This window comes from Fredinandcohnia onubensis (genome assembly GCF_002734215.1).
GTDB lineage: Bacteria > Bacillota > Bacilli > Bacillales > Bacillaceae_L > Ferdinandcohnia > Ferdinandcohnia onubensis.
Genome location: NZ_NSEB01000012.1, coordinates 15914 through 38682 on the forward strand (window position 1 = coordinate 15914; position 22769 = coordinate 38682).

Annotated in this window: 24 protein-coding genes and 2 riboswitches; of the genes, 11 read left to right on the top strand and 13 right to left on the bottom strand. The window is 36.3% G+C overall.

The window, feature by feature from the left end; translation table 11 throughout:
- Window positions 1–41: 41 nt before the first annotated feature.
- Window positions 42–938, bottom strand: a complete 897-nt coding sequence (locus CKK03_RS14685; RefSeq protein WP_099363303.1) for a TIGR01777 family oxidoreductase — start codon at window positions 936–938, stop codon at window positions 42–44.
- 105 nt (window positions 939–1043) lie between these two features.
- Between CKK03_RS14685 and CKK03_RS14690 the strand changes: the two genes are divergently transcribed.
- Window positions 1044–1943 (top strand): nuclease-related domain-containing protein, encoded by a 900-nt coding sequence (locus CKK03_RS14690; RefSeq protein WP_099363304.1) that lies wholly within the window; start codon window positions 1044–1046, stop codon window positions 1941–1943.
- 333 nt (window positions 1944–2276) lie between these two features.
- On the opposite strand, the gene CKK03_RS14695 is transcribed toward CKK03_RS14690, so the two are convergent.
- Together CKK03_RS14695 and CKK03_RS14700 are read right to left on the bottom strand one after the other, a co-directional pair.
- Window positions 2277–2852, bottom strand: a complete 576-nt coding sequence (locus tag CKK03_RS14695) for an ECF transporter S component (protein ID WP_099363305.1) — start codon at window positions 2850–2852, stop codon at window positions 2277–2279.
- A gap of 164 nt (window positions 2853–3016) precedes the next feature.
- Window positions 3017–3146: riboswitch (FMN riboswitch) on the bottom strand.
- Window positions 3147–3256: 110 nt separating this feature from the next.
- Complete coding sequence (locus tag CKK03_RS14700) at window positions 3257–4258, bottom strand: LLM class flavin-dependent oxidoreductase (protein WP_099363729.1); 1002 nt, start codon at window positions 4256–4258, stop codon at window positions 3257–3259.
- 197 nt (window positions 4259–4455) lie between these two features.
- Here CKK03_RS14700 and CKK03_RS14705 point away from each other — a divergent pair, with 197 nt between their 5' ends.
- Window positions 4456–5706, top strand: coding sequence for an Nramp family divalent metal transporter (locus CKK03_RS14705; RefSeq protein WP_099363306.1), 1251 nt, complete (start codon window positions 4456–4458; stop codon window positions 5704–5706).
- Window positions 5707–5830: 124 nt separating this feature from the next.
- The gene (locus CKK03_RS14710) at window positions 5831–6541 is read left to right on the top strand and encodes a DUF421 domain-containing protein (RefSeq protein ID WP_099363307.1); all 711 of its coding nucleotides are present in this window, start codon (window positions 5831–5833) and stop codon (window positions 6539–6541) included.
- Between the two features lie 44 nt (window positions 6542–6585).
- Here the strand turns inward: CKK03_RS14710 and CKK03_RS14715 are convergent, their stop codons facing one another.
- The gene (locus CKK03_RS14715) at window positions 6586–7155 is read right to left on the bottom strand and encodes a GNAT family N-acetyltransferase (protein ID WP_099363308.1); all 570 of its coding nucleotides are present in this window, start codon (window positions 7153–7155) and stop codon (window positions 6586–6588) included.
- Window positions 7156–7243: 88 nt separating this feature from the next.
- Here CKK03_RS14715 and CKK03_RS14720 point away from each other — a divergent pair, with 88 nt between their 5' ends.
- The gene (locus CKK03_RS14720; protein ID WP_099363309.1) at window positions 7244–8659 is read left to right on the top strand and encodes a Na+/H+ antiporter NhaC family protein; all 1416 of its coding nucleotides are present in this window, start codon (window positions 7244–7246) and stop codon (window positions 8657–8659) included.
- Window positions 8660–9138: 479 nt separating this feature from the next.
- On the opposite strand, the gene thiW is transcribed toward CKK03_RS14720, so the two are convergent.
- Together thiW and CKK03_RS14730 are read right to left on the bottom strand one after the other, a co-directional pair.
- Window positions 9139–9642, bottom strand: coding sequence for an energy coupling factor transporter S component ThiW (gene thiW, locus CKK03_RS14725; protein ID WP_099363310.1), 504 nt, complete (start codon window positions 9640–9642; stop codon window positions 9139–9141).
- 20 nt (window positions 9643–9662) lie between these two features.
- Window positions 9663–10424: a 3-oxoacyl-ACP reductase gene (locus CKK03_RS14730; RefSeq protein ID WP_099363311.1), complete on the bottom strand. Its 762-nt coding sequence runs from the start codon at window positions 10422–10424 to the stop codon at window positions 9663–9665.
- A gap of 91 nt (window positions 10425–10515) precedes the next feature.
- A riboswitch (TPP riboswitch) is annotated at window positions 10516–10622 on the bottom strand.
- Between the two features lie 136 nt (window positions 10623–10758).
- Between CKK03_RS14730 and CKK03_RS14735 the strand changes: the two genes are divergently transcribed.
- On the top strand, window positions 10759–11157 hold the full coding sequence (locus tag CKK03_RS14735) for a hypothetical protein (RefSeq protein ID WP_099363312.1): 399 nt from the start codon (window positions 10759–10761) through the stop codon (window positions 11155–11157).
- Between the two features lie 19 nt (window positions 11158–11176).
- Here CKK03_RS14735 and CKK03_RS14740 read toward each other — a convergent pair whose 3' ends face one another.
- Window positions 11177–11839, bottom strand: a complete 663-nt coding sequence (locus CKK03_RS14740) for a DNA alkylation repair protein (RefSeq protein WP_099363313.1) — start codon at window positions 11837–11839, stop codon at window positions 11177–11179.
- Window positions 11840–11965: 126 nt separating this feature from the next.
- Window positions 11966–12097: a hypothetical protein gene (locus tag CKK03_RS24155; protein WP_281254508.1), complete on the bottom strand. Its 132-nt coding sequence runs from the start codon at window positions 12095–12097 to the stop codon at window positions 11966–11968.
- A gap of 310 nt (window positions 12098–12407) precedes the next feature.
- Between CKK03_RS24155 and CKK03_RS14745 the strand changes: the two genes are divergently transcribed.
- Together CKK03_RS14745 and CKK03_RS23745 are read left to right on the top strand one after the other, a co-directional pair.
- A complete protein-coding gene (locus tag CKK03_RS14745) occupies window positions 12408–13460 on the top strand; it encodes an alpha/beta fold hydrolase (protein WP_099363314.1) in 1053 nt (350 codons plus the stop codon).
- 130 nt (window positions 13461–13590) lie between these two features.
- Window positions 13591–13734: a hypothetical protein gene (locus tag CKK03_RS23745; RefSeq protein WP_180271262.1), complete on the top strand. Its 144-nt coding sequence runs from the start codon at window positions 13591–13593 to the stop codon at window positions 13732–13734.
- A gap of 44 nt (window positions 13735–13778) precedes the next feature.
- On the opposite strand, the gene CKK03_RS14750 is transcribed toward CKK03_RS23745, so the two are convergent.
- Window positions 13779–14225: an RlpA-like double-psi beta-barrel domain-containing protein gene (locus tag CKK03_RS14750; RefSeq protein WP_099363315.1), complete on the bottom strand. Its 447-nt coding sequence runs from the start codon at window positions 14223–14225 to the stop codon at window positions 13779–13781.
- A 132-nt stretch (window positions 14226–14357) separates the two neighbouring features.
- Window positions 14358–14813 (bottom strand): RrF2 family transcriptional regulator, encoded by a 456-nt coding sequence (locus CKK03_RS14755; RefSeq protein ID WP_099363316.1) that lies wholly within the window; start codon window positions 14811–14813, stop codon window positions 14358–14360.
- A gap of 175 nt (window positions 14814–14988) precedes the next feature.
- On the opposite strand from CKK03_RS14755, the gene hmpA reads away from it, so the two are divergent.
- On the top strand, window positions 14989–16209 hold the full coding sequence (gene hmpA, locus CKK03_RS14760; RefSeq protein ID WP_099363317.1) for an NO-inducible flavohemoprotein: 1221 nt from the start codon (window positions 14989–14991) through the stop codon (window positions 16207–16209).
- 73 nt (window positions 16210–16282) lie between these two features.
- Here hmpA and CKK03_RS14765 read toward each other — a convergent pair whose 3' ends face one another.
- Complete coding sequence (locus CKK03_RS14765) at window positions 16283–17608, bottom strand: uracil-xanthine permease family protein (RefSeq protein WP_425432876.1); 1326 nt, start codon at window positions 17606–17608, stop codon at window positions 16283–16285.
- 261 nt (window positions 17609–17869) lie between these two features.
- On the opposite strand from CKK03_RS14765, the gene CKK03_RS14770 reads away from it, so the two are divergent.
- Window positions 17870–18847: a Rieske 2Fe-2S domain-containing protein gene (locus tag CKK03_RS14770; RefSeq protein WP_099363319.1), complete on the top strand. Its 978-nt coding sequence runs from the start codon at window positions 17870–17872 to the stop codon at window positions 18845–18847.
- A gap of 56 nt (window positions 18848–18903) precedes the next feature.
- On the opposite strand, the gene CKK03_RS14775 is transcribed toward CKK03_RS14770, so the two are convergent.
- A complete protein-coding gene (locus tag CKK03_RS14775) occupies window positions 18904–19170 on the bottom strand; it encodes a phospholipase A2 family protein (RefSeq protein ID WP_099363320.1) in 267 nt (88 codons plus the stop codon).
- Between the two features lie 236 nt (window positions 19171–19406).
- Here CKK03_RS14775 and CKK03_RS14780 point away from each other — a divergent pair, with 236 nt between their 5' ends.
- Together CKK03_RS14780 and CKK03_RS14785 are read left to right on the top strand one after the other, a co-directional pair.
- A complete protein-coding gene (locus CKK03_RS14780; RefSeq protein ID WP_099363321.1) occupies window positions 19407–20657 on the top strand; it encodes an MFS transporter in 1251 nt (416 codons plus the stop codon).
- 144 nt (window positions 20658–20801) lie between these two features.
- Window positions 20802–21374 (top strand): DUF502 domain-containing protein, encoded by a 573-nt coding sequence (locus CKK03_RS14785; RefSeq protein WP_099363322.1) that lies wholly within the window; start codon window positions 20802–20804, stop codon window positions 21372–21374.
- Window positions 21375–21433: 59 nt separating this feature from the next.
- On the opposite strand, the gene glnA is transcribed toward CKK03_RS14785, so the two are convergent.
- Complete coding sequence (glnA, locus tag CKK03_RS14790) at window positions 21434–22768, bottom strand: type I glutamate--ammonia ligase (RefSeq protein ID WP_099363730.1); 1335 nt, start codon at window positions 22766–22768, stop codon at window positions 21434–21436.
- Window position 22769: the final 1 nt, after the last annotated feature.

A 22769-nucleotide genomic window follows, 5' to 3' on the forward strand; every position in this document is an offset into this window, starting at 1 on the left:
AGATCTAATAGTATTATTTACGGTTATATGGGAAAATAGTTTCAAATTTTTTTATTTTTTATTTGTGCAAGAGCTTGGTCAATTGTAGGATAGCTAAAAGTAAAACCTTCTTTTACGAGACGTTCTGGAATAACCCATCTACTTTTTAAAATTAGTTCCGTTTCCGTTCTAATGAAAATCGCCCCAAGTTCAAGAAGCCAAGCTGGTGCAGGCAAGCCTAGTCTACGATTGAAAGCTCTTCTAAGCGCATTCATCAACTCACGATTTGTAATGGGGTTCGGTGTTGAACAGTTAAATACTCCAGATAAGTGATTGTGGTCGTGAATGTATAAAATAATCTTGAACAAATCCTCAATATGAATCCAACTGAATTTCTGAGTCCCAGGCCCTTGAATTCCACCTAGTCCAAAGCGAACTAAGTTTTTATAAGGAATCATTACCCCTCCATCTGAACCAAGGACGATTGAAATACGTAGAGCTACTTGCCTTGTTTTCGGTAATGTAAAGGAAAAAAAGGCCTCCTCCCACCTTTTCGCTACCTCTACTGAGAAACCAGTTCCAATTTCACCGTTTTCCTCGGACATCGGTCTGTCTTCCGCGTGGCGATAGATTGTAGCTGTACTAGAATTAATCCATAAGGCTGGTGGATTGTTACATTCTTTTATTGCATCCCCCAATAGTTTTGTTGTTTCTGTTCGTGAATTGAGAATTTCTTGTTTGTTTTTCTCATTGTATCTGCAATTAACAGACTTTCCAGCAAGGTTAATCAGCATTTCAGCATCCTCTAATGCTTGTATAATACCTCTTTTATCGTTCCAAGTTATGTTTGGTGTATTTCTAGAAATAACTTTAACTTCATAACCAAGTTCAGTGAATTTTTTATAAAAATAAGTACCCACAAACCCGGTACCACCCGCAAGGACGATCTTCTTTTTCATAGCTCCATCCCCTTTTCTTTATGTATAAATAGTTTACCATTTTCTGGTGCTAGTTGCGAAAAATGAGTATAATAAATTTGAAATTAAATCGAAAGGTTGTGGAGTATGGTTTACAAGGAACGAACGGAATCTATCGTGATTAGAATTATAAAATTATTGCAAAGAAGAAACGAATTAAAAGAAAAACAATATTGTTCAAATCTGATTAAGGGATATGAAGGAGAAGTTTTATTTGATTCTTATACTAAAAAGTTAGAATGCGAATGTTTTGTTATAAATGATTTATTACTCCAATATAATAACACCACATTCCAAATTGACACCCTAGTAATTACCCCAGACAAACTGTATATTTTTGAAGTGAAAAATTATGAGGGTGATTATTATTTTGAATCAGACATACTCTACAAGAAACCAAAAAAAGAAGTCAGCAATCCGCTTAACCAGCTTCATCGTAGTGAATCCTTACTGCGCCAATTGCTCCAAAGTTATGGCTTTACAATACCGATTCAAGCTTACGTAGTATTTGTAAACCCCGCTTTCACCCTATACCAAGCACCACTCACTAAACCCATTATCTTTCCAACACAATTACATGCATTTTTCCAAAACCTAAATAAGTCGACCGCAAAATTAAATAAGAAACATAAAGTACTAGCGGACAAGCTAGTATCATTGCATGTGGAGGAGTCTCCGTATCGTACATTACCAAAATATAAGTATAGTGACTTGCGAAAAGGGATTTGTTGTGTGAATTGTGGTTCTTTTTCCGTGAATGTTGTTGGAAGGAAGTGTATTTGCCAAAATTGTGGTAAAGAAGAGATGGTTGTGGATGCTGTAAAACGTAGCACGGACGAACTAAAAATGCTTTTTCCTGAATTAAAGATCACAACAAATATTATTCATGATTGGTGTAAGGTTGTGGAGTCTAAACGACGAATTGGTAGGATTTTAGATAAGTTTTATCATAAAAACGGATTGCACCAATGGACTTATTATGATTAATACAGCTCAAATTAATTATAAAACTTATATATTTATTGCATGAGGAACATAACTTAAACTTCATTGACGAGTTAAGTACTTCATCAAGTGCATGAGGAACATAACCTAAGCTTCATTGCCGAGTTAAGTACTTCATCAAGCACATGAAGAACATAACTCAAGCTTCATTAACGAGTTAAGTAGTTCATCAAACGCTTGAGGAACATAACTTAAGCTTCATCAAAATGTATGAAGATCATAACTAAGTCTCATCAACGAGTTAAGTACTTCAATCATTACCTATTCAATAACCAAAAACAGGCACCCAACCTGGGTGCCTGCCTTTACAGAACTCTATATTGATGAGGCTTGTTTATTGATCCACGGATGTAAGCGAGCATACAACAGCATGAAGATTGTTGCCACAATCAATCCTTTTAGTAAGTTAAACGGTAGGATTGCGTAAACCACCATTTTGAGTGTTTCTGGTGATGACATCGCCGGGATATTCAAGAAAAAGTTGAATGCCGGTAAGAAGACATAATAGTTAAGAACACTCATGATGATTGCCATCATGGCTGTGCCGCCAATTAGTCCGATTGTTAGGCCTAATTTTGTTTTTAATAGTTTAAAAATGTAGTAGGTTGTTAGAACAAATATAATCCCTGCTACAAAGTTTGAGATGTGACCGACGGGTACACCTGTTTCACTGCCGGTAATAAAATAATCAATCATGTTTTTGAATAATTCAACTAAGATACCGGCCATCGGTCCAAAAATAAGTGCTGCTAGTAAAGCTGGAACATCACTAAAGTCGACGTTCAAGAAGCTTGGGAATGTTGGCAATGGAAAATTGAAGAACATGAGGATGTACGAAATCGTACTCAACATTGCAATTGCCACAAATTGACGTAAAGGTATTTTTTTCATTTTTCTTTCCTCTCCTCTTTTGTCGATCCACCTCAAAAGAAGAAAGGTTCAGCTTGTTAAGACATACCCAAATAAAAACCCCCAAGAATAGTTTCTTGAGGGAGTTAATGTAAAGGCATGCTTAATAAACATTCAAAACGTAAAACTTTTTGAACGCGCAGAACCTCCATCTTCTCCCATCCAGACTATACTGTCGGCTTTGGAATCGCACCAAATCCTGCCTTGCGGCTCGCGGGCTTAGAGAATAAACTCATCACCGCCGGTCGGGATTTTCACCCGGCCCCGAAGATAGATCATTATTTAATTACAGTTTATTGTATCAAGTTTATAGATTATTGTGAAGGAATTTGCTTCTAATCGCCCAATTAATTATAAAAAGCTACCTGTTTCTTAAGCAAAGGCACTTATTTTCCATCTACAACTTCTTTTAATATCTCATACGAACGTTTTTGTTTATTCGGATCATAGATGTATGAAACAGCCATAAGCTCATCGACATTATATTTTTCTTGGAAGCTTGTTAATTGGTTCCGGATGGAATCTTTGCTTCCTAATAATGTAACACTGGACATAGAAGTTGCCATTTCTTTTTCAGGCTGATTCCAAAGTTCATCCATGTTATCAACGGGTGGCTGTAATGGGGTTTGTGTACCACGAACAACATTTAGGAAAAATTGTTGCATGGTTGTTAGTTCCCGTTTAGCCTCTTCATCGGTTTCTGTTGCAATTACATTTAGGCAAACCATCATGTATGGTGAGCTTAAATATTCCGATGGTTCAAAACGTTTGCGGTAAATGGAAATAGCTTCTTCCATGAACCGAGGTGCAAAATGTGATGCAAATACATATGGCAGTCCTAATTTGGCAGCCAAATATGCTGAATCCGTTGAGGAACCAAGAATATATATTGGTACATTTGTACCAACTCCCGGATAAGCTTTTACATAGCCTTGTTTTTCCATTGGTCCAAAGTATGTGAGCAAGGCATTTACATCATTAGGGAAAGTATAGACAGAATCATTATGTGAGCGTCTTAAAGCACTTGCGGTCATCATGTCCGTTCCTGGTGCACGGCCAAGCCCTAAATCAAGACGGTCTGGATAAATGGTCGCCATTGTTCCAAATTGTTCAGCCACAACAAGTGGTGAATGGTTTGGAAGCATGATACCTCCTGATCCAACCCGGATTTTTTCGGTATGTTCTAATGTATGTTTTATTAAAATTGGTGTTGCTGAACTAACCAGTGTTGGTGAGTTGTGGTGTTCAGCTATCCAATAACGTGTGTATCCCATTTCTTCAGTAACTTTGGCTAGGTCAACCATAGCATCAATTGCGTCTTTCCCATTCTGTCCTTTGCGGATTGGAGCAAGGTTTAGAACGGAGACTGGTATATTTATATTTGTCATTTCACGAATCCCTTCTTCCATTTTTCTTCAGTCCTATTTTATCAATTGAAAGGAAAGAAACAAACTTTCCTGCTTGAGTCAATATTCCTAGGAATATTCAGACCATTTGAATCAAGTTTATTTAACTAGTGTGTGATAAAATTTTAAACTATAGAATTATTGCAATAATCAAATAACATTACGAAGGGGGCTACTTTATGTCAAATCTTAATACGGAAATACACGCACCTACGAGTTATAAAAAGAAAATAGCGATGATTGGCCCAGGTTTTGTTGCAGCGGCAACCGGCGTAGGAACCGGTGATTTGGTAGCAGCGTTGGTTGCAGGAGCAGGCTTTGGCTTAGTATTTGTTTGGGCAATTATTCTTGGTTCTATTTTTAAATATTTTCTAAATGAAGGTGTGGGTCGTCTGCACCTTGGTACAGGTAGAACGATCATCGAAGGCTGGCAGCAAATGGGAAAATGGGCTACTGGTTATTTCGGTATTTACTCTGTTATTTGGGGATTTGTGTATGGAGCTGCGGCAACCTCTGCCTGTGCTTTGGCCATGAGCGCGATGTTCCCCATTCTTCCCTTTTGGGCATGGGCTGTTATTCACGCAATTGTAGGATTCCTCCTCATTTGGAGTGGTCGTTATCTCCTATTTGAAAAAGTAATGATGTTTCTAATTGGTCTAATGTTTGTTTCAGTAGTTGGTTCTGCAATGTTATTCCTCCCTAACATTGGTGATTTATTAAAGGGGTTTGTCCCAACTGTTCCAAAAGGTTCCTTCATGCTTACACTCGGACTAATTGGTGGTGTTGGTGGAACAATCACGATGGCTTCGTATGGTTATTGGTTAAGAGAAAAAGGCTGGAAAGGAAAAGAGTGGATTCCGATGATGAGGTTAGACGCAAAGGCAGCCTATTTTATGACTGCGTTGTTCACTCTTTCTCTTTTAATAGTAGGAAGTCAGTTTCTATATGGTAGTGGAATAGAAATTCAGGGAGAGCAAGGGTTATATCAATTATCTGAAATGATTGGGGATAAATTTGGTAGCGCATTCACATGGCTCTTCTTAATTGGATTTTGGGCTGCGGCATTTTCTTCTCTTTTAGGAGTTTGGAATGGGGTTCCATATCTATTTGCAGATTTTGTGCGACTAATGAAAAAAGAATATAATCGATCAGTTACTGAAAAAGATCCAGCTTACCGTGCCTATTTAGCCTGGTTAACCTTCCCTCCAATGCTTCTTTTATTCTTTGGTAAACCAGTTCAATTAATTATTTTATACGGTGCCCTCGGAGCTCTGTTTATGCCTTTTTTATCGATTAGTTTATTGTGGTTGCTTAATTCCAAGCGTGTTGGAAAAGAGTATAGAAATAATTTACTATCTAACATTGTATTAGTAGCATGTTTAATCCTATTTGTAATTTTATCCGTTCAACAATTGGTAGGATTATTCTAAAGCATAAAAAACACTTTCTATTCGCAACGATAGAAAGTGTTTTTTATTGATATGCTAAAGATAAATAGTAATGATGTATTTAGTACAAACTAATTAGGAAAAATTAGGTTAAGGTGGATTAGTTATGCATTTTTTTGCTTCTCAAGACCATCTCACAGCGGTTGAATGGATACTCAGAGCAATTGTAGGTTTCGCGTTCTTTATCGTGATAGCTAGAATGATGGGGCAGAGAACGATTTCTCAGGTTGGGCTTCTCGACTTTGTTATTGTCTTACTAATTGGAAATATTATTGCTCATCCATTATCAGATGAGGGATTAGGTTTAAAAGGTTCGATGATTACAATGACTGTAATTTTGGTTTTGTATTTGATTGGTATTTTATTAAGTTTACGTTCACACAGAATAAGAAAATTGTTTATTCCCGCCCCTATTTTACTGATAGAAAATGGAAATATTCTTTATAAAAATTTGAACAAAGCTAGGATTTCAATCGATGTACTTTTATCAGAATTAAGGATGAAGAGTACGGAGGATATTCAGAAGGTTGCACTTGCGTTTTGGGAGCTGGGTGGTTCTTTTTCTATCTTCTTAAAAAGTGAACACCAACCGCTTACTCCGAGTTCATTTAACCAGCCTATTAAACCATTTCAATATCCTAGGACATTAATCAAGGAGAAAAAGATTGATTATAACGAGCTACAGCAAATTGGTAAAAATGAAGATTGGCTGTTACAAAAAATTTCAAACACCTACAAAAATGTAACACTAAATGAAATTCTTCTTGGAACGATCGATGAAAATGAAAATGTGACAGTATTTCTATATCACTACTGAAATCTCCAGGGAGTATACCATTTCTCGTTAAACTGTGTATACTCCTAATTTTTAGGTACCTTGATTCTCCATATCATATGGTCAAAACTTTCACCCCAGTAATCCTTTAAAATAACATCTGGATTACCAAATTTATTTTTCCAATATTTTTGTGCATTCTTATAACCGCTATCTAAACAAAACTCTTCTATATTCCCATCCTTTAAAATGGTTAATATTGATTGCAACAACAAAGCACCAATGCCTTTTCTCTGGTATTTCGGATGGACGAAAACAGTTCCAATTTCAACTAGATCGCAAAAGGCATTATTCATTTTGCAGATTAGTCCACTTGCAGGACCATATTCGATGGTTCCAACAATTGTCTTGTTATGGCTGGCGATTAGGAAATATCGGTTCTTGCCCCCGCTTTCATAATCACTGTGTAGATAACTTTTTTTTGTTTCAATTTCCTCGTCTATATCTTTTGTTAAATGAGCTATCCCTTCTTTCGCAAAAGTGTCTATAATGACATCCCTAAAAAAGCGATGAAGTTCATCCTTATCTTCAATTTTTGGCCTTCTAATATCTATATCCATTACTAAACTCCCCTCCTTGAGTAATCCTGTTTCCATAACCCTTAACTCCCCTTACTAAAAATAGTCCTCTCCCAAATTGGTCATACTAATCAAATGAACATTTTCAATATTGGAGGATTATGGTTTGGAACATTCATGGATCTCACTAATTCCATTTTTAATTGTAATTGGAATGGCGATTTGGTTAAAGGATATTTTACCTGGACTTGTCTTAGGATTATTGGTTGGGGCGATCCTTGTTACATCTGATGTATTAGGTGGAACCCAGCAATCAATTACATATATTGTGGCCACTTTATCTGATCCAACAAATATTAAAATCGTAAGCTTTTTATATGTTTTTGGTGGTTTAGTTGGGATGATGAACATCGCCGGGGGTATCAAAGGATTTACAGAATGGATTGGGGAGAAAATTAAGAGTGAGCGTGGCCTACTAGGACTCATTTGGCTTACCCTCCCTTTTACCTTTATGATGCCAATGTTTCGGATTATGATGATTGGTCCCATCATAAAACAACTCATTAAAAAAATGAACCTATCAAAACAAAAGGTCGGCATGACATTAGACATTTCAACCGAATCGGTTATTGTTCTATTACCTGTTGCAACTGCATTTGTTGGATTTATGGTTTCACTTGTCGAAGGTGGCATTAAAGGTCTTGATTTAGGGATGTCAGCCTATCAAGTATTTTTATTGAGTATTTTGTTTAATTTTTATGCGATTGTGATGCTTCTAATTGGAATCATCCAAACGTTTTGGCCATCTAAAAAAAGCCATAAATCCCAACACCACACAGACGAAGAAGAACATGATCATGAATTTCACCGAATGGGAATTAAAAAAGAACTTTCTCTTGTAAAAGCACAGCCTTGGCATTTAATTGTCCCGGTGTTTTTACTTCTAGGATTGTCTCTCTATCTACTATGGGAAAACGGTAGATCACTTGGTGCTCAAACAGTCTTTGAAGCTTTTTCAATGGCTGATGCAACTTTTGTGATGCTGCTGGCTGTATTTATCACACTTATTTTCACTTTTGTGTTTTATGTGATTCGAAAGCAGAAGTTACATGAAATTATGTATCATTTTTACGATGGTGGAAACCAAATGATGCAGGCGATTACCCTTCTCATTCTTATTTGGGCTCTTACTTTATCTGCGGAGGAACTTGGGTTTTCTGAATTTATTAGTTCCACTTTAGGTTCATTTTTACCAGGATTTTTAACACCTGCGACAATTTTTCTAATCGGGTCAGTTGTTGGGTACTTTATTGGTTCCTCTTGGGGAACTTGGGGGTTATTTATGCCGCTTGGAATTGCTTTGGCTCTATCAACTGGTGCCTCCATCCCATTAACCGTCGGAGCTGTTTTTGCGAGCGGTGCATTTGGAGCATTAACTTCCCCACTTGGTGACACAACGATAACCACGGCCTCAATCTTAGATTTAGATCTAGTCGAATATGCGCAATACAAATTGAAAGTTTCAGCAATAGGAGGAATCATCGCTGTTGTGTTATATATCATTGGTGGATTGGTGTTCTAAAAAAGACTAAACAATACAAGTCAGTAGTTCAACTATTGGGGTGCGAATCTTTCTTTTTTGGAATCAGCTTTACCAATTTTTGGATTTTACGCATGACTTTATATTGCTAAACTGTATAAAAGCATACACATTTCTATTTTACGTATGCTTTAATCACTTTTTCACTTAAAAAAGATACGTAGATGGATATTTATTACATTTTTTGTCTTAGTTGAAATCAATATTACCATTTCTTGGATTTTACGCATAGCTTTATATTGCTAAACTATATAAAAGCATACGCATTTCTATTTTACGTATGCTTTTATCACTTTTTCACTAATAAATGATACACAAATGGATATTTATTACATTTCACGTCTCTTTTCATGCATAGCATAGCATATATAAAACTAATTCATGTTGCTAAACCTGTGATTTTGGATGTAGCTCATCTTTTCTGAACTACTAAACATACATGTTTAGTCTTTTTTTAGGTATTAGAAGTTTCGTTCTTGATATGTTTTGAAGGCGGGATTCTTTAGTACGATTCCGACAATAATAAATCCGAAAATAGATCCCACAATTGAGCTAAAAATAAACGAAGGTATGAAACCAAAAATGGCTGCATCCTGTCCAAGAATAAGTGTGGCAATTGGATAACAAGCTATTGCCCCTAAGAACCCTGTTCCAATAATTTCACCTGTCATTGCCATTGAAGCCTTCTTCGTTTTGGAATATAGGAATGCTGCTAAAAAAGCCCCTATCATACTTCCTGGAAAGGCAAATAAAGAGCCGGTACCAAGCATGTTTCGAAGTAAGGATACAGAAAAAGCTTGAAGCACGGCATATGCTGGACCTAAGATAACCGCCGACAAAACATTAATAAAGTGCTGCATAGGAAACACCTTAGTGAACCCTATTGGAATCGCAAATAAATGACTTGTAACTGTTCCAATAGCAACAAGCATTGCTGTAAATGTCATTTTTAGTGTTTTACTCAAAATGAAACCCCCATTACGATTTAATTCATTACCAAACCACCATCAACAATAAGGTTTTGACCTGTTACCCCTTTACCCCAAGGTGATGCAAAGAAAAGAACTGCGTTTGCCACATCTTCTGGAGTTGTAACTTTTTGAAGAGGTGTAGATTCCTTAATCAATTGGAAAACCTCTTTAGATGTTGCCGAACTCGCATCAGTTGTTTGAAGTAATCCTCCAGAAATCATGTTTACGTTTATTCCATATGGACCGAGGTCTTTTGCCATGTTCCGGGTGAATCCCAAAAGTGCTGCCTTGCTTGTGTTGTAGTCATGGTAAGCAACAACAGGATTTTGAAAGAGATTCGTACCAATTGTTACAATACGTCCAAAACCAAGTTCCTTCATGTCTGGAAGTGCTGCTTGTGTTGTATGTAATGCTCCTTTTATTGCTCCTTCGAGCTGGGCGTGAAAATCCTCCCAAGAAATATTTTCTGCGTTCTTTCTTGCGATTGGGTCAAAACGAAAATTGATTAAGGCGTTATTTACAACGGTCGTTATAGGTTTATCAAAATAATTTTTCGCTTCAACAAATAGGTTCTGTACTTGTTCACGATTCCTCACATCAGCTTGAATGGCAATCGCATTTTCACCAATTTCGTCTTGTAGAGCAAGAGCTTTCGCTTCACTTTGAAAATAGTTAATTACTACCTTTGCCCCTTCATTAGCAAAAGCTTTTACGAGTTCCTTTCCTAATCCACGTGCACCACCGGTAACGAGAATAACCTGATTTTGTAGTTTCATTCTAGTAGCCTCCTCATATAGTAAATAAGAACAACGCAAAAAAGCCAGTTCCACATAAATGGACCTGGCTTAAGGTATCAAGACAAAATGGACATTTTCCACTCTACTTTCCTCCGCCGGTATAATCCGGATCAGGTCCAAAGGGTTAAAAAACGTACGCTTTTCTCTCAGCCCAAATGGGCACCCCTAGTAGTTTACGAATATTCTTTCTATAAGGATAGTATGTACATGTAAAAATGTAAAGGTATTTGATGAATTCGAATTTCTAAGATTCATTATATGGTATAATATGGATAACGGTCTGAATATTCTATTTATAGAAAGGAGTGCTTGGATGTTATTTTATTTAATGATAGCTCTATTTGCAGTAGGAATTGGAGCGATTGGTTGCGGCATTTTTATGTTTTTTGTAAAAATGGAAAAGAAAAAGGCGTTTATTATAAGTTTAATAGGTTTATTCATTATTATTGTGACCATGGGTTCTGGTAATCTTCGGCCCTCCTATGAGAAAGAAACCTCAATAATTGTTCAGGAAGTTTCAGTATCATCCGAAAAAAATGGTGACGGAAAATACAGCTGTAATGTAAGTGATCCTTACAGCGTTTATCAGTTTTATAGCGAAGATAAAAAAGAGGTCGAGGATTTTTGTGCTCGATTTAGTAAAGGTGAAACATATGAAATCACATACCAGTTTAAATCTGGTAAATATACCATTTTGGGAGTAATTAAGTAAAGGCCGGGGTTTCCTGGCCTTAAATATATTTACTACCTTCTCTAACACTTAGCTTTGGCAATGTTGTTTCATTTATAAAGTCACGGACTGAATTAGGGTTTGTCTTTGAGAACTCGCGCAAAGCCCAGCCAATTGCTTTTTGGATGAAAAATTCTTTACTAGTAGCGTTGGCTTTTATGTATTTGTAGAGGATGGTTTCATTTGTTTCTTCCTTATATTTTAACTGGAAAAGAATTGATGAACGTTTAAGCCATAAGTGCTCCCCAAATGCCCAGCCTTCGATTTTTTCCTCTATTGTAATAGGTGTTACTTTAGCTATATTTCCAACTAGATGTGGAGAAAGAACATCGACCGTATCCCACCATGATTTTGTAGTAATGAGTTCCTCTATAAAAGGTAAATGGCTACTATTGATTTTTTTAATAGATTTAACTAAGTAATCCTGTGCAGCATATTGGTATTCTCGTTCATCCTTCATCCACAACTGTGTGACAAGTTCAAGATTTAAAGCCTGTTTTAAAATACCTGTTTCTTTATAGAAATCACGTGTTAATTGTCTTCTTAAAGGTGTTTTTATCCCAAGGAATGGAAAATGGTTTTTCATATACTTTTGCATCGGTAACGAGTTTTCGGGATTTCTATTTTTTTCGAATAACGTAACGAGAAAGTTTAAATCGTCCATTGTATTGCTCCTTTAAAAGATTCGGTATCCTAATTGTACTTGAAGCTCCTCTTATTACAAAATAAAAAAACTATCTTTTCTATGTAAGAATACGTACGAAAAGATAGTTTTTTGAATACGTTACTGTTACTGCATTTTAATAGGAGTTACGACTGCAAATAGGTTTTCTGTTGGATTGTTGAGGTTGACTTCAATTATTTTATACCCTTCACTATCCTTGTAATCATTTGTAACTGGTGTTTTAATCTCGTTGCTCATTTTCCGTACTTCCCTTCTAACATTTTTCTCACACAATAAGTAGTATATGATGGGGTAACGAAAATGTGCTTCCTTTTGAAAAAAATTTTTTACCTCAACATTTTTAATGCCTCGTTACGATACGATTCGGCCAGAGCCACAAATTCACTGATTTTGTATATTCTCGTCCTCCCTTTTTTCTTAAGGTGTGGGGTTCACCCTCGATCAACAAATTTTATTGAAAGGTTTGTCCATCTAGTAGTTCTTAATAACAGATTTCACCTATATATTGTATTAATAGATTTCATTAAAAGAAAAGGTGGTTGCTATATTGATCGAAAATTCATTTTATACACAAGAATTCCATGGACCCTATGAACTATTTAATTTAGGAGATTTTAAACTTGAGGAAGGTGGCATCATTCCAAACTGTCAACTCGCCTATACCACATTCGGAGAACTTAACGAAGCAAAAGATAATGCTATTGTTATTCCTACTTGGTTTTCTGGTACAAATAAAGCCTATGAACCATATATCGGCGAAGGACGAGCATTGGACCGGTCTAACTACTTTATCGTAATCATCAACCAAATTGGAAATGGTCTTTCAAGCTCACCTCATAACAGCCCTGCTCCAATAAGTATGTCGAACTTCCCAGATGTAAGAATTGCTGATGATGTACGAGCTCAGCATCAATTCCTTACTGAAAAATATGATATCAATGAAATTGCGTTAGTTGTTGGCGGGTCAATGGGAGCACAACAAACATACGAATGGGCAGTTAGATATCCCGATATGGTTAAACGTGCTGCTCCGATTGCCGGTACTGCCAAGAATACGACACATGATTTCATCTTTACGGACACATTAATCGAAGCGATTACTTCAGATCCAGGCTGGAATCATGGAAACTACCAGTCTTGTACAGAAGTGGTCGACGGATTAAACAGGCATGCTAAAATATGGGCTGTTATGGGACTTAGTACGGAATTTTACAAACAGGAAAAATGGCGCCTATTTGGTGTCAATTCTGTCGATGAATTCGTCAACGATTTTTTACAGCCTCTTTTTGCAGCAATGGATCCAAACGCCCTATTAACAATGGCATGGAAATGGCAACGAGGTGATGTAAGTCGAATGACAAATGGAAATCTTGAAGAAGCACTTGGAAGAATCACAGCAAAAACATTTGTTATGCCAATTGATGAAGACATGTTCTTCCCTCCGCGTGATTGTGAATCAGAACAAAAATTGATACCTAACAGTGAACTTCGTGTAATTAACAGCATTTGTGGTCATTTTGGCTTATTCGGTGCAGATGGTCCTGCCTATTTTGAGCAGATCGATAAACACCTTAAAGAACTTTTAGGAACTCCAGTATAACAGAGTTTAATTATAGTAAAAGAATCCCGCCATCTACCCGCTAGATGGCTTTTTTGTTAGAGGGCAATGTGTAAAGTGAGCTAAAAAGAGCCATATTAGTATCATAATACATGGGAAAGGATGGAATTGTATGAAGAAAGAAGAACATTTGAAAAATCAGGTTCTTTATATCACGAACTCAGCCTATGATGCATTGCAATCAGAAAATTTGCTTGAGGACAATAATGAAGAAAATAATTACGAACAGATGTCTCAAATGGATAGTGAAAAATAAAATAAAAAAGGAGGACAATTTAGACATTGTTCTCCTTTTGTCATTTAATCAATAGGTGTAATTTCTACATTTAGAACACCAACACTAGGCGCTGCACCCAGTGCTTCAAACGCTTTACGATGTAGATTGATTCGATTCGCTGGGAACTTCTTCACTTCATCAACAACTGTTACGATGATATCTTGATTCGGGACAAACGAAACATTTCGGATTCGTAAACGTTGGCCACATTTAAAGGGGCTATTTTCTCCTACGGCAACAGTCATGTTGTTATCATAGGACCAACCAATTTCACATTTTGTTGGCGTACCTCCCCATGTCCAAGTGGCCTTACCTAAGATAGTTTCAGGATTTCGATTCCAATCCCACCCATAGTAAGGTGCTGGATACTGTGGTACGTATTGTTGGAAGTAATACTCATCATACATATTCCGTGGTTCTAAGTATCCATGACAATAAGGGCAGTAATAACCAGACGTATGTCTTATCATCTCACTTCTACTCCTTTGAAACCATTATTTTACTAATTACTTCGTCTACTTAAATGTATGTTAAACGACTAGTATTGGTTCCAATTAGAGTAATACTTAGGTTTTATCGTTTGAAGTGGTAATGACACCTTTTTAATTTCCTTCGTCTTGGTTTTGTAATCGAAATAGATCAAGCAAATCATTCTTATTCGTAACAAGGTCATCTAATGTATATCCATAAAGCACATTAATGAAAGCCTGTAATGCTTCGTGTAGGGCACGTTTTAGTTTACATGATGGTGAAATGGCGCAATAGCCTCCACCCTCTTTAAAGCATTCAACGATGTTAAAGTCGTCTTCTGTATTCGATACGACTTCTCCGATATTAATCTCCTTTGGATGCTTAGCAAGCTTAAAGCCTCCATTACGCCCTCTAATTGTTTTGATATATTCCAGTTTTCCTAGATGATGAATGATCTTCATTAAATGATTTTTTGATATATTATAAGCTTCCGCAATTTCCTGTATTGTGGTTAATTCTTCGTCTTTTTTCATTGCCAGATACATTAACACACGTAGTGAATAATCCGTATAATTTGTTAATTTCATTATAAAAAACCCCTTATATTGGTGAGTTCTTTATAAGTATAGCATGAAAGTCCTATTTCTACTGTAAATGTGACAACTTTTCAAAAGATGTATTCAAAGGGTATCTTTTATTATCACTGTCATTATATTATAAACATGTATTTAAAATATTGGTTTTGGAAAGGACGTTATATCAATGCTTAGCCAAAAAACAATTGAAATCGTGAAAAGCACAGTTCCAGTTCTAGAGAAATATGGAAAAGATATTACTACTCATTTTTACAAGCGTATGTTCACTAATAACCCTGAATTATTAAATATTTTTAACCATGCAAATCAAAGACAAGGCCGTCAACAAACTGCATTAGCAAACGCAGTTTACGCAGCAGCTGCAAATATTGATAATCTAGCGGTGATTATTCCAGTTGTAAAACAAATTGGTCAAAAACACCGTGCATTAGGAATTCAACCAGAGCATTACCCAATCGTTGGTGAAAATCTTCTTGGTGCAATTAAAGAAGTATTAGGCGATGCGGCAACGGATGAGATCATCAATGCTTGGGCTGAATCTTATGGTGTAATTGCGGACGCATTCATCGGTGTAGAAAAAGAAATGTATAATGAAGCGAAGGAACAACCTGGTGGCTGGGAAGGTTTCAGAAACTTTGTTGTTGAACGTAAGGTGAAAGAAAGTGAAGTGATTACCTCTTTCTATTTAAAGCCTGAAGATGGAAAAGAAATTGCATCTTATCAAGCGGGTCAATATTTAACTGTTAAAGTTCAGCCTGAAGGTGATGAATATACTCATATTCGCCATTATAGTCTATCAGATGCACCTGGAAAAGATTATTACCGTATTTCTGTAAAACGTGAAGAGCATGGTGTTGTTTCAAATTACTTACATCAAGAAATAAATGAGGGCGATGTGATTACTGTAAGTGCACCTGCTGGTGACTTTGTCCTTGAATCAAAAGAAACTCCGGCTATTTTAATTAGTGGTGGTGTTGGATTAACGCCAATGGTCAGCATGTTAAATACGATTATAGAACAACAACCTGAACGTGAAGTTATGTTCATCCATGGTGCTCTTAACAGTGAAGTTCATGCATTAAAGGATGAGGTTGCAAGCCTTGCAGCAAAACATGATCAAGTAAAGAACTTTGTTGCTTACTCTGCGCCTACTGAACAAGATCGTCAAGACATGAATTTCGATAAGGAAGGTTTCATTGACCTTGAGTGGTTAAAAACAACTGTAAATACGAAGGAAGCAGACTTCTATTTCTGTGGTCCTGTTCCATTCATGAAAATGATGTATCGTTCACTAAAAGAATGGGGTGTTGCAGCTGAAAACATACATTTCGAATTCTTCGGACCAGCAAGTGAATTAGAAGAACCAACTGAAGCTGTAACTGCGTAAGAAAAAATAGTAGGAATCAATAAACACAGCTATAAAAATGGCCATCTAGTGTTGTAACCTAGATGGCCTTTTTTTAGGTCAATGATTCTGTTTTAGACACTTTCTTTTCTTCTGGTATGATCAAATTGAGTATTAATACTGCAATTGCTCCGACAGCTGTACCAGAAGATAGAATGTAGTTTGCAAAATCTGGAACACTGTAAAGAATATCTTTTGGTAACACGATTGTACCAACCGTTAATAGAATAGGAACGCCGATTACAATCATATTACGGTCATCAATAGTCACGTGTTGAATTACTTTAAGACCGTTCATAACAATTGCCACACAGACAACTCCAAATATACCTTGAATTACTGGTTGAGGTATACAAGTAATAATGGCAGAAAGCTTTGGAATTAAGCCTAAAACAATTAAAATAATACCTGCTGCAATAATTGCCATACGACTTGCAACACCAGTAATTGCAAGAATACCAGCATTTGAAGAATAGCCCGTCACTGGTGTTCCACCAACTAAAGAACCTACAAAACAGCCAATCCCCTCGCCTACAGATCCACGATTCAATCGTTGGTCATCTAACTCTTCACCCGTAACGGTTGAAACAACAAACCAAGTACCTGTCGTCTCAATTAGAATAATCATATAAATAAATACCATGGTTAAAATGGCTTGAAGATCAAAAACTGGTTGTCCAAATGGAAAGAAGCTTGGTAATGAGATCCACTTTGCTTCTTTAACAACTGAAAAATCTACATTACCAAAGAATGATGCTGTGATTGTTCCAATTACAATGGCTAAAATAACAGAAACTAAACGGAAAAATGTACCATATCCGGTCTTTTTACGACCGAGTAACATAAAAACTAATAAAACCCCTGCCGAAACAGCAGCAACAATAACATTATGTCCGACATTTCCTGGTGAAGAGTATATGCTGTTGAACGCACTTGGCATTAATGAGATCCCAACAATGACAATTACGGTTCCACCAACTAATGGAGGGATAATTTTTCTAACAGTTTTTGCAAACACTTTTAAAGGATAACCTAAAATCGCAATTAAAAGAGCACCTGGTATTAAGCTTCCGAATACTGCTCCCAACCCAAGCTTACCTCCTATTGCAGCAAGGGCACCGATTGGTACATAAGAAGGACCTTGGACAACAGGTAATTTTAAACCACCGATGGTTTGAATGAGCGTAGCAATACCAGCTGCAAGAAAACACATCTGAATAAAGTAAGTTGTATCCATTGTGTTCAATGCGAGTAAGCCAGCAATAATAATGGGTGCAATATAGAGATCCATAGCAAGAACGTGTTGAAAACCTAATAGTAGGGATTTACTTACACTAATCTTGTCATTAACTCCAATGGTTAAGTTTGGATTTTGCTTCATCTGTTCCACTTTTCTTCCTCCAATATTGAAATAAGTATAAGAGCATAACTCTAGTTAATATTGTTAAACCATGAAATAATTCATTAACACTATTAACATGTTGCATAACATATTTGAATTATAAAGAAGGTTTCTAAAAATGTAAATATAAAATACGAATATTTTTAGCGGAGATTTTATTAATGTTCGGTTTTTGTTGACTTCATTACCACTCCTATATAAAATGTAATGAGGGAATACAAGAAATAAGGAGGATTGGTCATGTTAGTTGAGGACCAAGTATTAAGAGATCAGTGGGTTGTTGCAGCAAGAGCAGAAAATATTAAAGAAGAACCACAACAAGTGATTGTATTAGGTGAAAGAATCGTATTATTTAGAACTGAAGAAGGAATCCATGCGTTTAAAGACCTTTGTATCCACCGTGGTGCTGCTCTTTCACTAGGATGTGTAAAAGACGGACAGCTTGTTTGTCCATACCATGGCTGGGAATATAACTCTGAAGGAGATTGTACAAAGATTCCACAGTTACCTGAAGGAAGAAAAATTCCATTAAAAGCAAAGGCGATTAAGTATTCATGCAGAGAAGAATATGGATATGTTTGGGTGAATTTAAATAATAATAATCCTAAAATGTTTGCGTATCGTCCATTCCTTGATGATAGTTATCATAATGTCATTTGGGGACAAACAGAAATAAATGCGAAGCCACCAAGGGTTGTAGAAAACTTTCTTGATGTTGGTCACCTTGCATTCGTTCACGAGGGCTTTCTAGGTGTTCAAGAAAAGCCGGTAATCAGTGATTATAATGTTCATCAAAATGAAGAAAGTATTTATTCAGATGAGATTGCCATCTTCCAACCAGATCCAGACGGAACGGGGGTTTCTAAAGATGTGTATTATACGTACGAAATATTCAATCCTCTTGTTGTCCAATTTACAAAACGAGACCCTGAAAGCGATAATAAAATGACAATTGTCCTGATGATTCAACCTGTTACGGAAGAAAAATCAATCGCACATGGAATCATATCATTTAACTATGATACTGGATCAACTGATGAAGAAACCGTTAAATTCCAAGATATGATTTTTGCACAGGACAAGCCTATCGTTGAAAATCAAAAACCTGAAGATCTTCCATTGGATTTACAAGTAGAGCTATCTTTAAAATCAGACCGTATGAGTATTGCGTATCGTCAATATTTGAAAAAAATAGGTGTTACATTAGGAACAGCTTAAATAAAATTATAAAGTGCCAATCGTCTACTACATGAAAGAATCGATTGGCACTTTTCTTATAATTTAAATAGAGTGCGAAGTTTCATGACATTATAAAAAAATGTAGCATCCCTGCCCTCTTTTGTATATCGATTTCGCTGTTGTCGTAAGCACTCCATAAAAGCTAAGTCACATTCACGTGATGGTCCATATCTTTGATAACAAAGGTCATGTCTCATACAACATGAATCAACCTGATTTGTCGTTGGGCCCGAACCGCCACAACCGGGACCACACCATCTATATCCAGGCATACAAAAACCAATCCCTCTTCTCCTGCTCATAAACACTCCCTCCTTTTATTGTAATGAACTATATTCATAAAATATGTTCTGATTCTATGAAAGGAAGGGCAATTGACATGATGTTCTATAAGACAATTAAAAAATAATTGAAATATCTGATAAAAGTTTGATACTATTATTCTAATATATTGACCACAATTCAAGGCCAATGGAATATTCATTTGCCTTTTTTTATTTGATCTATCTAATTTCTACTTTCTAAGAAGGAGATTGTAATGAAGAAAAACTTTCATTATGCATGGATAATTGTATTTGTCACATTCCTCGCATTCTTAGCTGTCCAAGGTGGAAGGCTTGCATTCGGGGCATTCGTGGAACCTTGGGAAAAGGATTTACATATGGACCGGGCAACAACTTCACTTATTTCCACACTAAGTTTTGTTATTTATGGATTATCGCAGCCTTTTATTGGTAGATTGATAGATAGGTATGGTGCACGACTTATTTTATCAATTAGTACCTTACTTGTCGGGGTTAGTTTCTTTTTTATCACTTTTGTTACACAGCCATGGCAATTATTTGTCCTCTACTCCCTTGTATCAGTTGGAGTTGGTGGTGCTTCAAATGTGGCCGGTACCGTTCTAATTACGAATTGGTTTAATAAAAAGCGTGGGCTTGCGCTAGGAATTATGGAAGCAGGCTTTGGTTTTGGACAAATGCTTCTTGTTCCTGGATCATTAATGTTCATTCATTGGTTTGATTGGAGAACAACCATTTTTATATTAGGTGCCTTGTTGATTGTAATCGTGTTCCCTATTGTTCTACTCTTTTTGCGGAATCACCCGAATGAAAAAGCAATGGAGCCTTTAGGCGGAAAAGTTATCGAAGAAGAGGAAACAAAGACAGACTCCTCAAGGAAATCTGTTTCACTTACGATGCTTTTTAAATTGCGTCAATTTTGGTTCATAATGCTTCCATTCGCTGTCTGTGGGTTTACGACAACAGGTTTAATGGATACACATTTAATACCTTTATCCCATCACCACGGCTTTTCAGCGACTGTGACAGGTACAGCAGTCAGTATTTTAGCAGCTTGTAATATTGTTGGAATCCTACTTTCTGGTGTTATCATTGATTATTGGAGTAGCCGTAAATTATTAGTGTTCATTTATTTTACGCGGGCATTATCAATTGGGATTCTAGTCTACTCACATAATACTGTGTTGCTATTACTATTTGCAGCCATTTTTGGATTCGTTGATTTTGCTACAGTTGCACCAACATCATTATTGGTAACCCAATATTTTAAAGATTATTCGATTGGTTTTATTGTTGGATGTCTGTCTCTCAGTCACCAAATTGGCTCTGCACTTGGTGCTTATATTCCTGGTCTTTTATTTAGTAATTATGGGAATTACAACTTATCTCTATATTTTTCAATCTTTATTGTTTTAATTGCGGCGGTTATGAATCTCTTATTACCTGAACCAAATCGACTAAAAGTAGTGGAAAAAAGGGCAAGCTAACTTTTCAAGCTTTGCCCCTTTTTTATTATTCTACCTATTTATGAAGAAATAGAACCATTTTCATTTGTATTCTTATTTGGCCATGGTGTAAAATCTTTAAGCAGTACTAATTATGCGCGAAAAGGTATACGAGGAGAAAAAGATATGAAAAGCATTTTACGAAACTTTATTAATGGTATTTTGACAATTGTTCCAATTATTTTAGTTGTGTACGTTATTTTTAAAGTGTTTTTGTTTTTAGATGGGATATTGGGGAATTTCCTGAAACCTTATTTAAGAGAAGATTACATTCCTGGAATTGGGCTTTTACTCACGTTTGTAGTCATCACAATCTTGGGATGGTTATCAACGAGAGTATTTGCCGGGGCTATCTTTCGGTTGGTTGACAGACTATTAGAAAGGATTCCGTTAATCAAAACACTCTACTCTGTTATAAAAGACACATTTAACTCGTTTCTTGGAGAAAAGAAATCATTCTCAAAAGTCGCACTTGTAACGATACCGGGTACGGATGTAAAAGCAATTGGTTTTATTACAACTGAAGATGTCGAAAGTTTTTATGATCCATTAAAGGATTATGTAGCTGTCTATATTCAACAAACATTTCAAATCGCTGGCTTCACCTTCCTAATACCGAAGGATGAAATCGAAATTATTGACGTCAAACCAGAGGATGCAATGAAATTTGTCGTATCTGGTGGAATGACCTCTAAATAGATATCCCTCATTTTAGAATTCAAGAAAAAGGAACGCATATAAAGTGCGTTCCTTTTATTTTAATAATTCTTCATATATTGTTCCCTTTCCCAAGGATGAACAGATACTCTAAATTGATCCCATTCTATTTCTTTTGCTTCAATAAAATGCTCTAGTAGGTGGATCCCTAATGCATTTTTTATGACTTCATCTTGTTTTAGATGTTCCAATGCTTCTGATAAGGTTGCTGGTAAATCTACAATCCCATTTTCAATCCTTTCCCCTTTTGACATCACATAAATATTTGAGTCAACAGGTGCTGGTGGAGTTAATTTATTCTTAATCCCATCTAAACCTGCAGCTAGAAGTACAGCCATTGCCATATATGGATTTGCGGATGGATCGACACTACGAACTTCAACGCGAGTACTCAAACCACGGGACGCTGGAATCCGAATAAGTGGACTTCGATTTCTAGCCGACCAAGCAACATAACATGGCGCTTCATAGCCAGGTACTAAGCGCTTGTAGGAATTTACTGTAGGATTTGTAACTGCAGTAAAGCTAATTGCATGCTTCATAATTCCTGCAATAAATTGTCTCGCTGTTTCACTTAGTTCCAAATCTCCATTTTGATCATAAAAAGCATTTTCTCCATTGCTGAATAATGATAGATTACTATGCATTCCTGAACCGTTAACCCCAAACAAAGGTTTTGCCATAAAAGTTGCATGGAGACCGTGCTTACGAGCAATTGTTTTAACGACTAACTTGAATGTTTGGATGTCATCACACGCTTTTAAAGCATCCTGGTATTTAAAATCAATTTCGTGTTGGCCTGGTGCTACTTCATGATGGGAAGCCTCAATTTCAAATCCCATTTCTTCTAGTTCAAGGACTATGTCTCGACGACAATTTTCTCCTAAATCAGTAGGTGCTAAGTCAAAATAGCCACCTTGATCATTTAATTCGAGCGTTGGATCGCCGTGTCCATCTAATTTAAATAAGAAAAACTCAGGTTCGGGACCAACATTGAAGTCTGTGAAGCCAAGTTCCCTCATTTCATGTAACATTCTTTTTAAGTTACTACGAGGATCTCCTTCAAATGGGGTTCCATCTGGATGATAAATGTCACAAATGAAACGGGCTACTTTTCCTTTTTCTGCTGTCCATGGGAAAATAACAAATGTATTCAAGTCTGGGTATAAATACATATCAGACTCTTCGATTCGAACAAAGCCTTCGATAGAAGAACCATCAAACATCATTTTATTATCCAATGCTTTTTCAAGCTGACTAACAGGTATTTCAACATTCTTGATCTGACCAAATAAATCAGTAAATTGTAATCGAATAAACCGAACATTTTCCTCTTTCACGATTTGAATAATTTGTTCTCTTGAATATGAATGTATG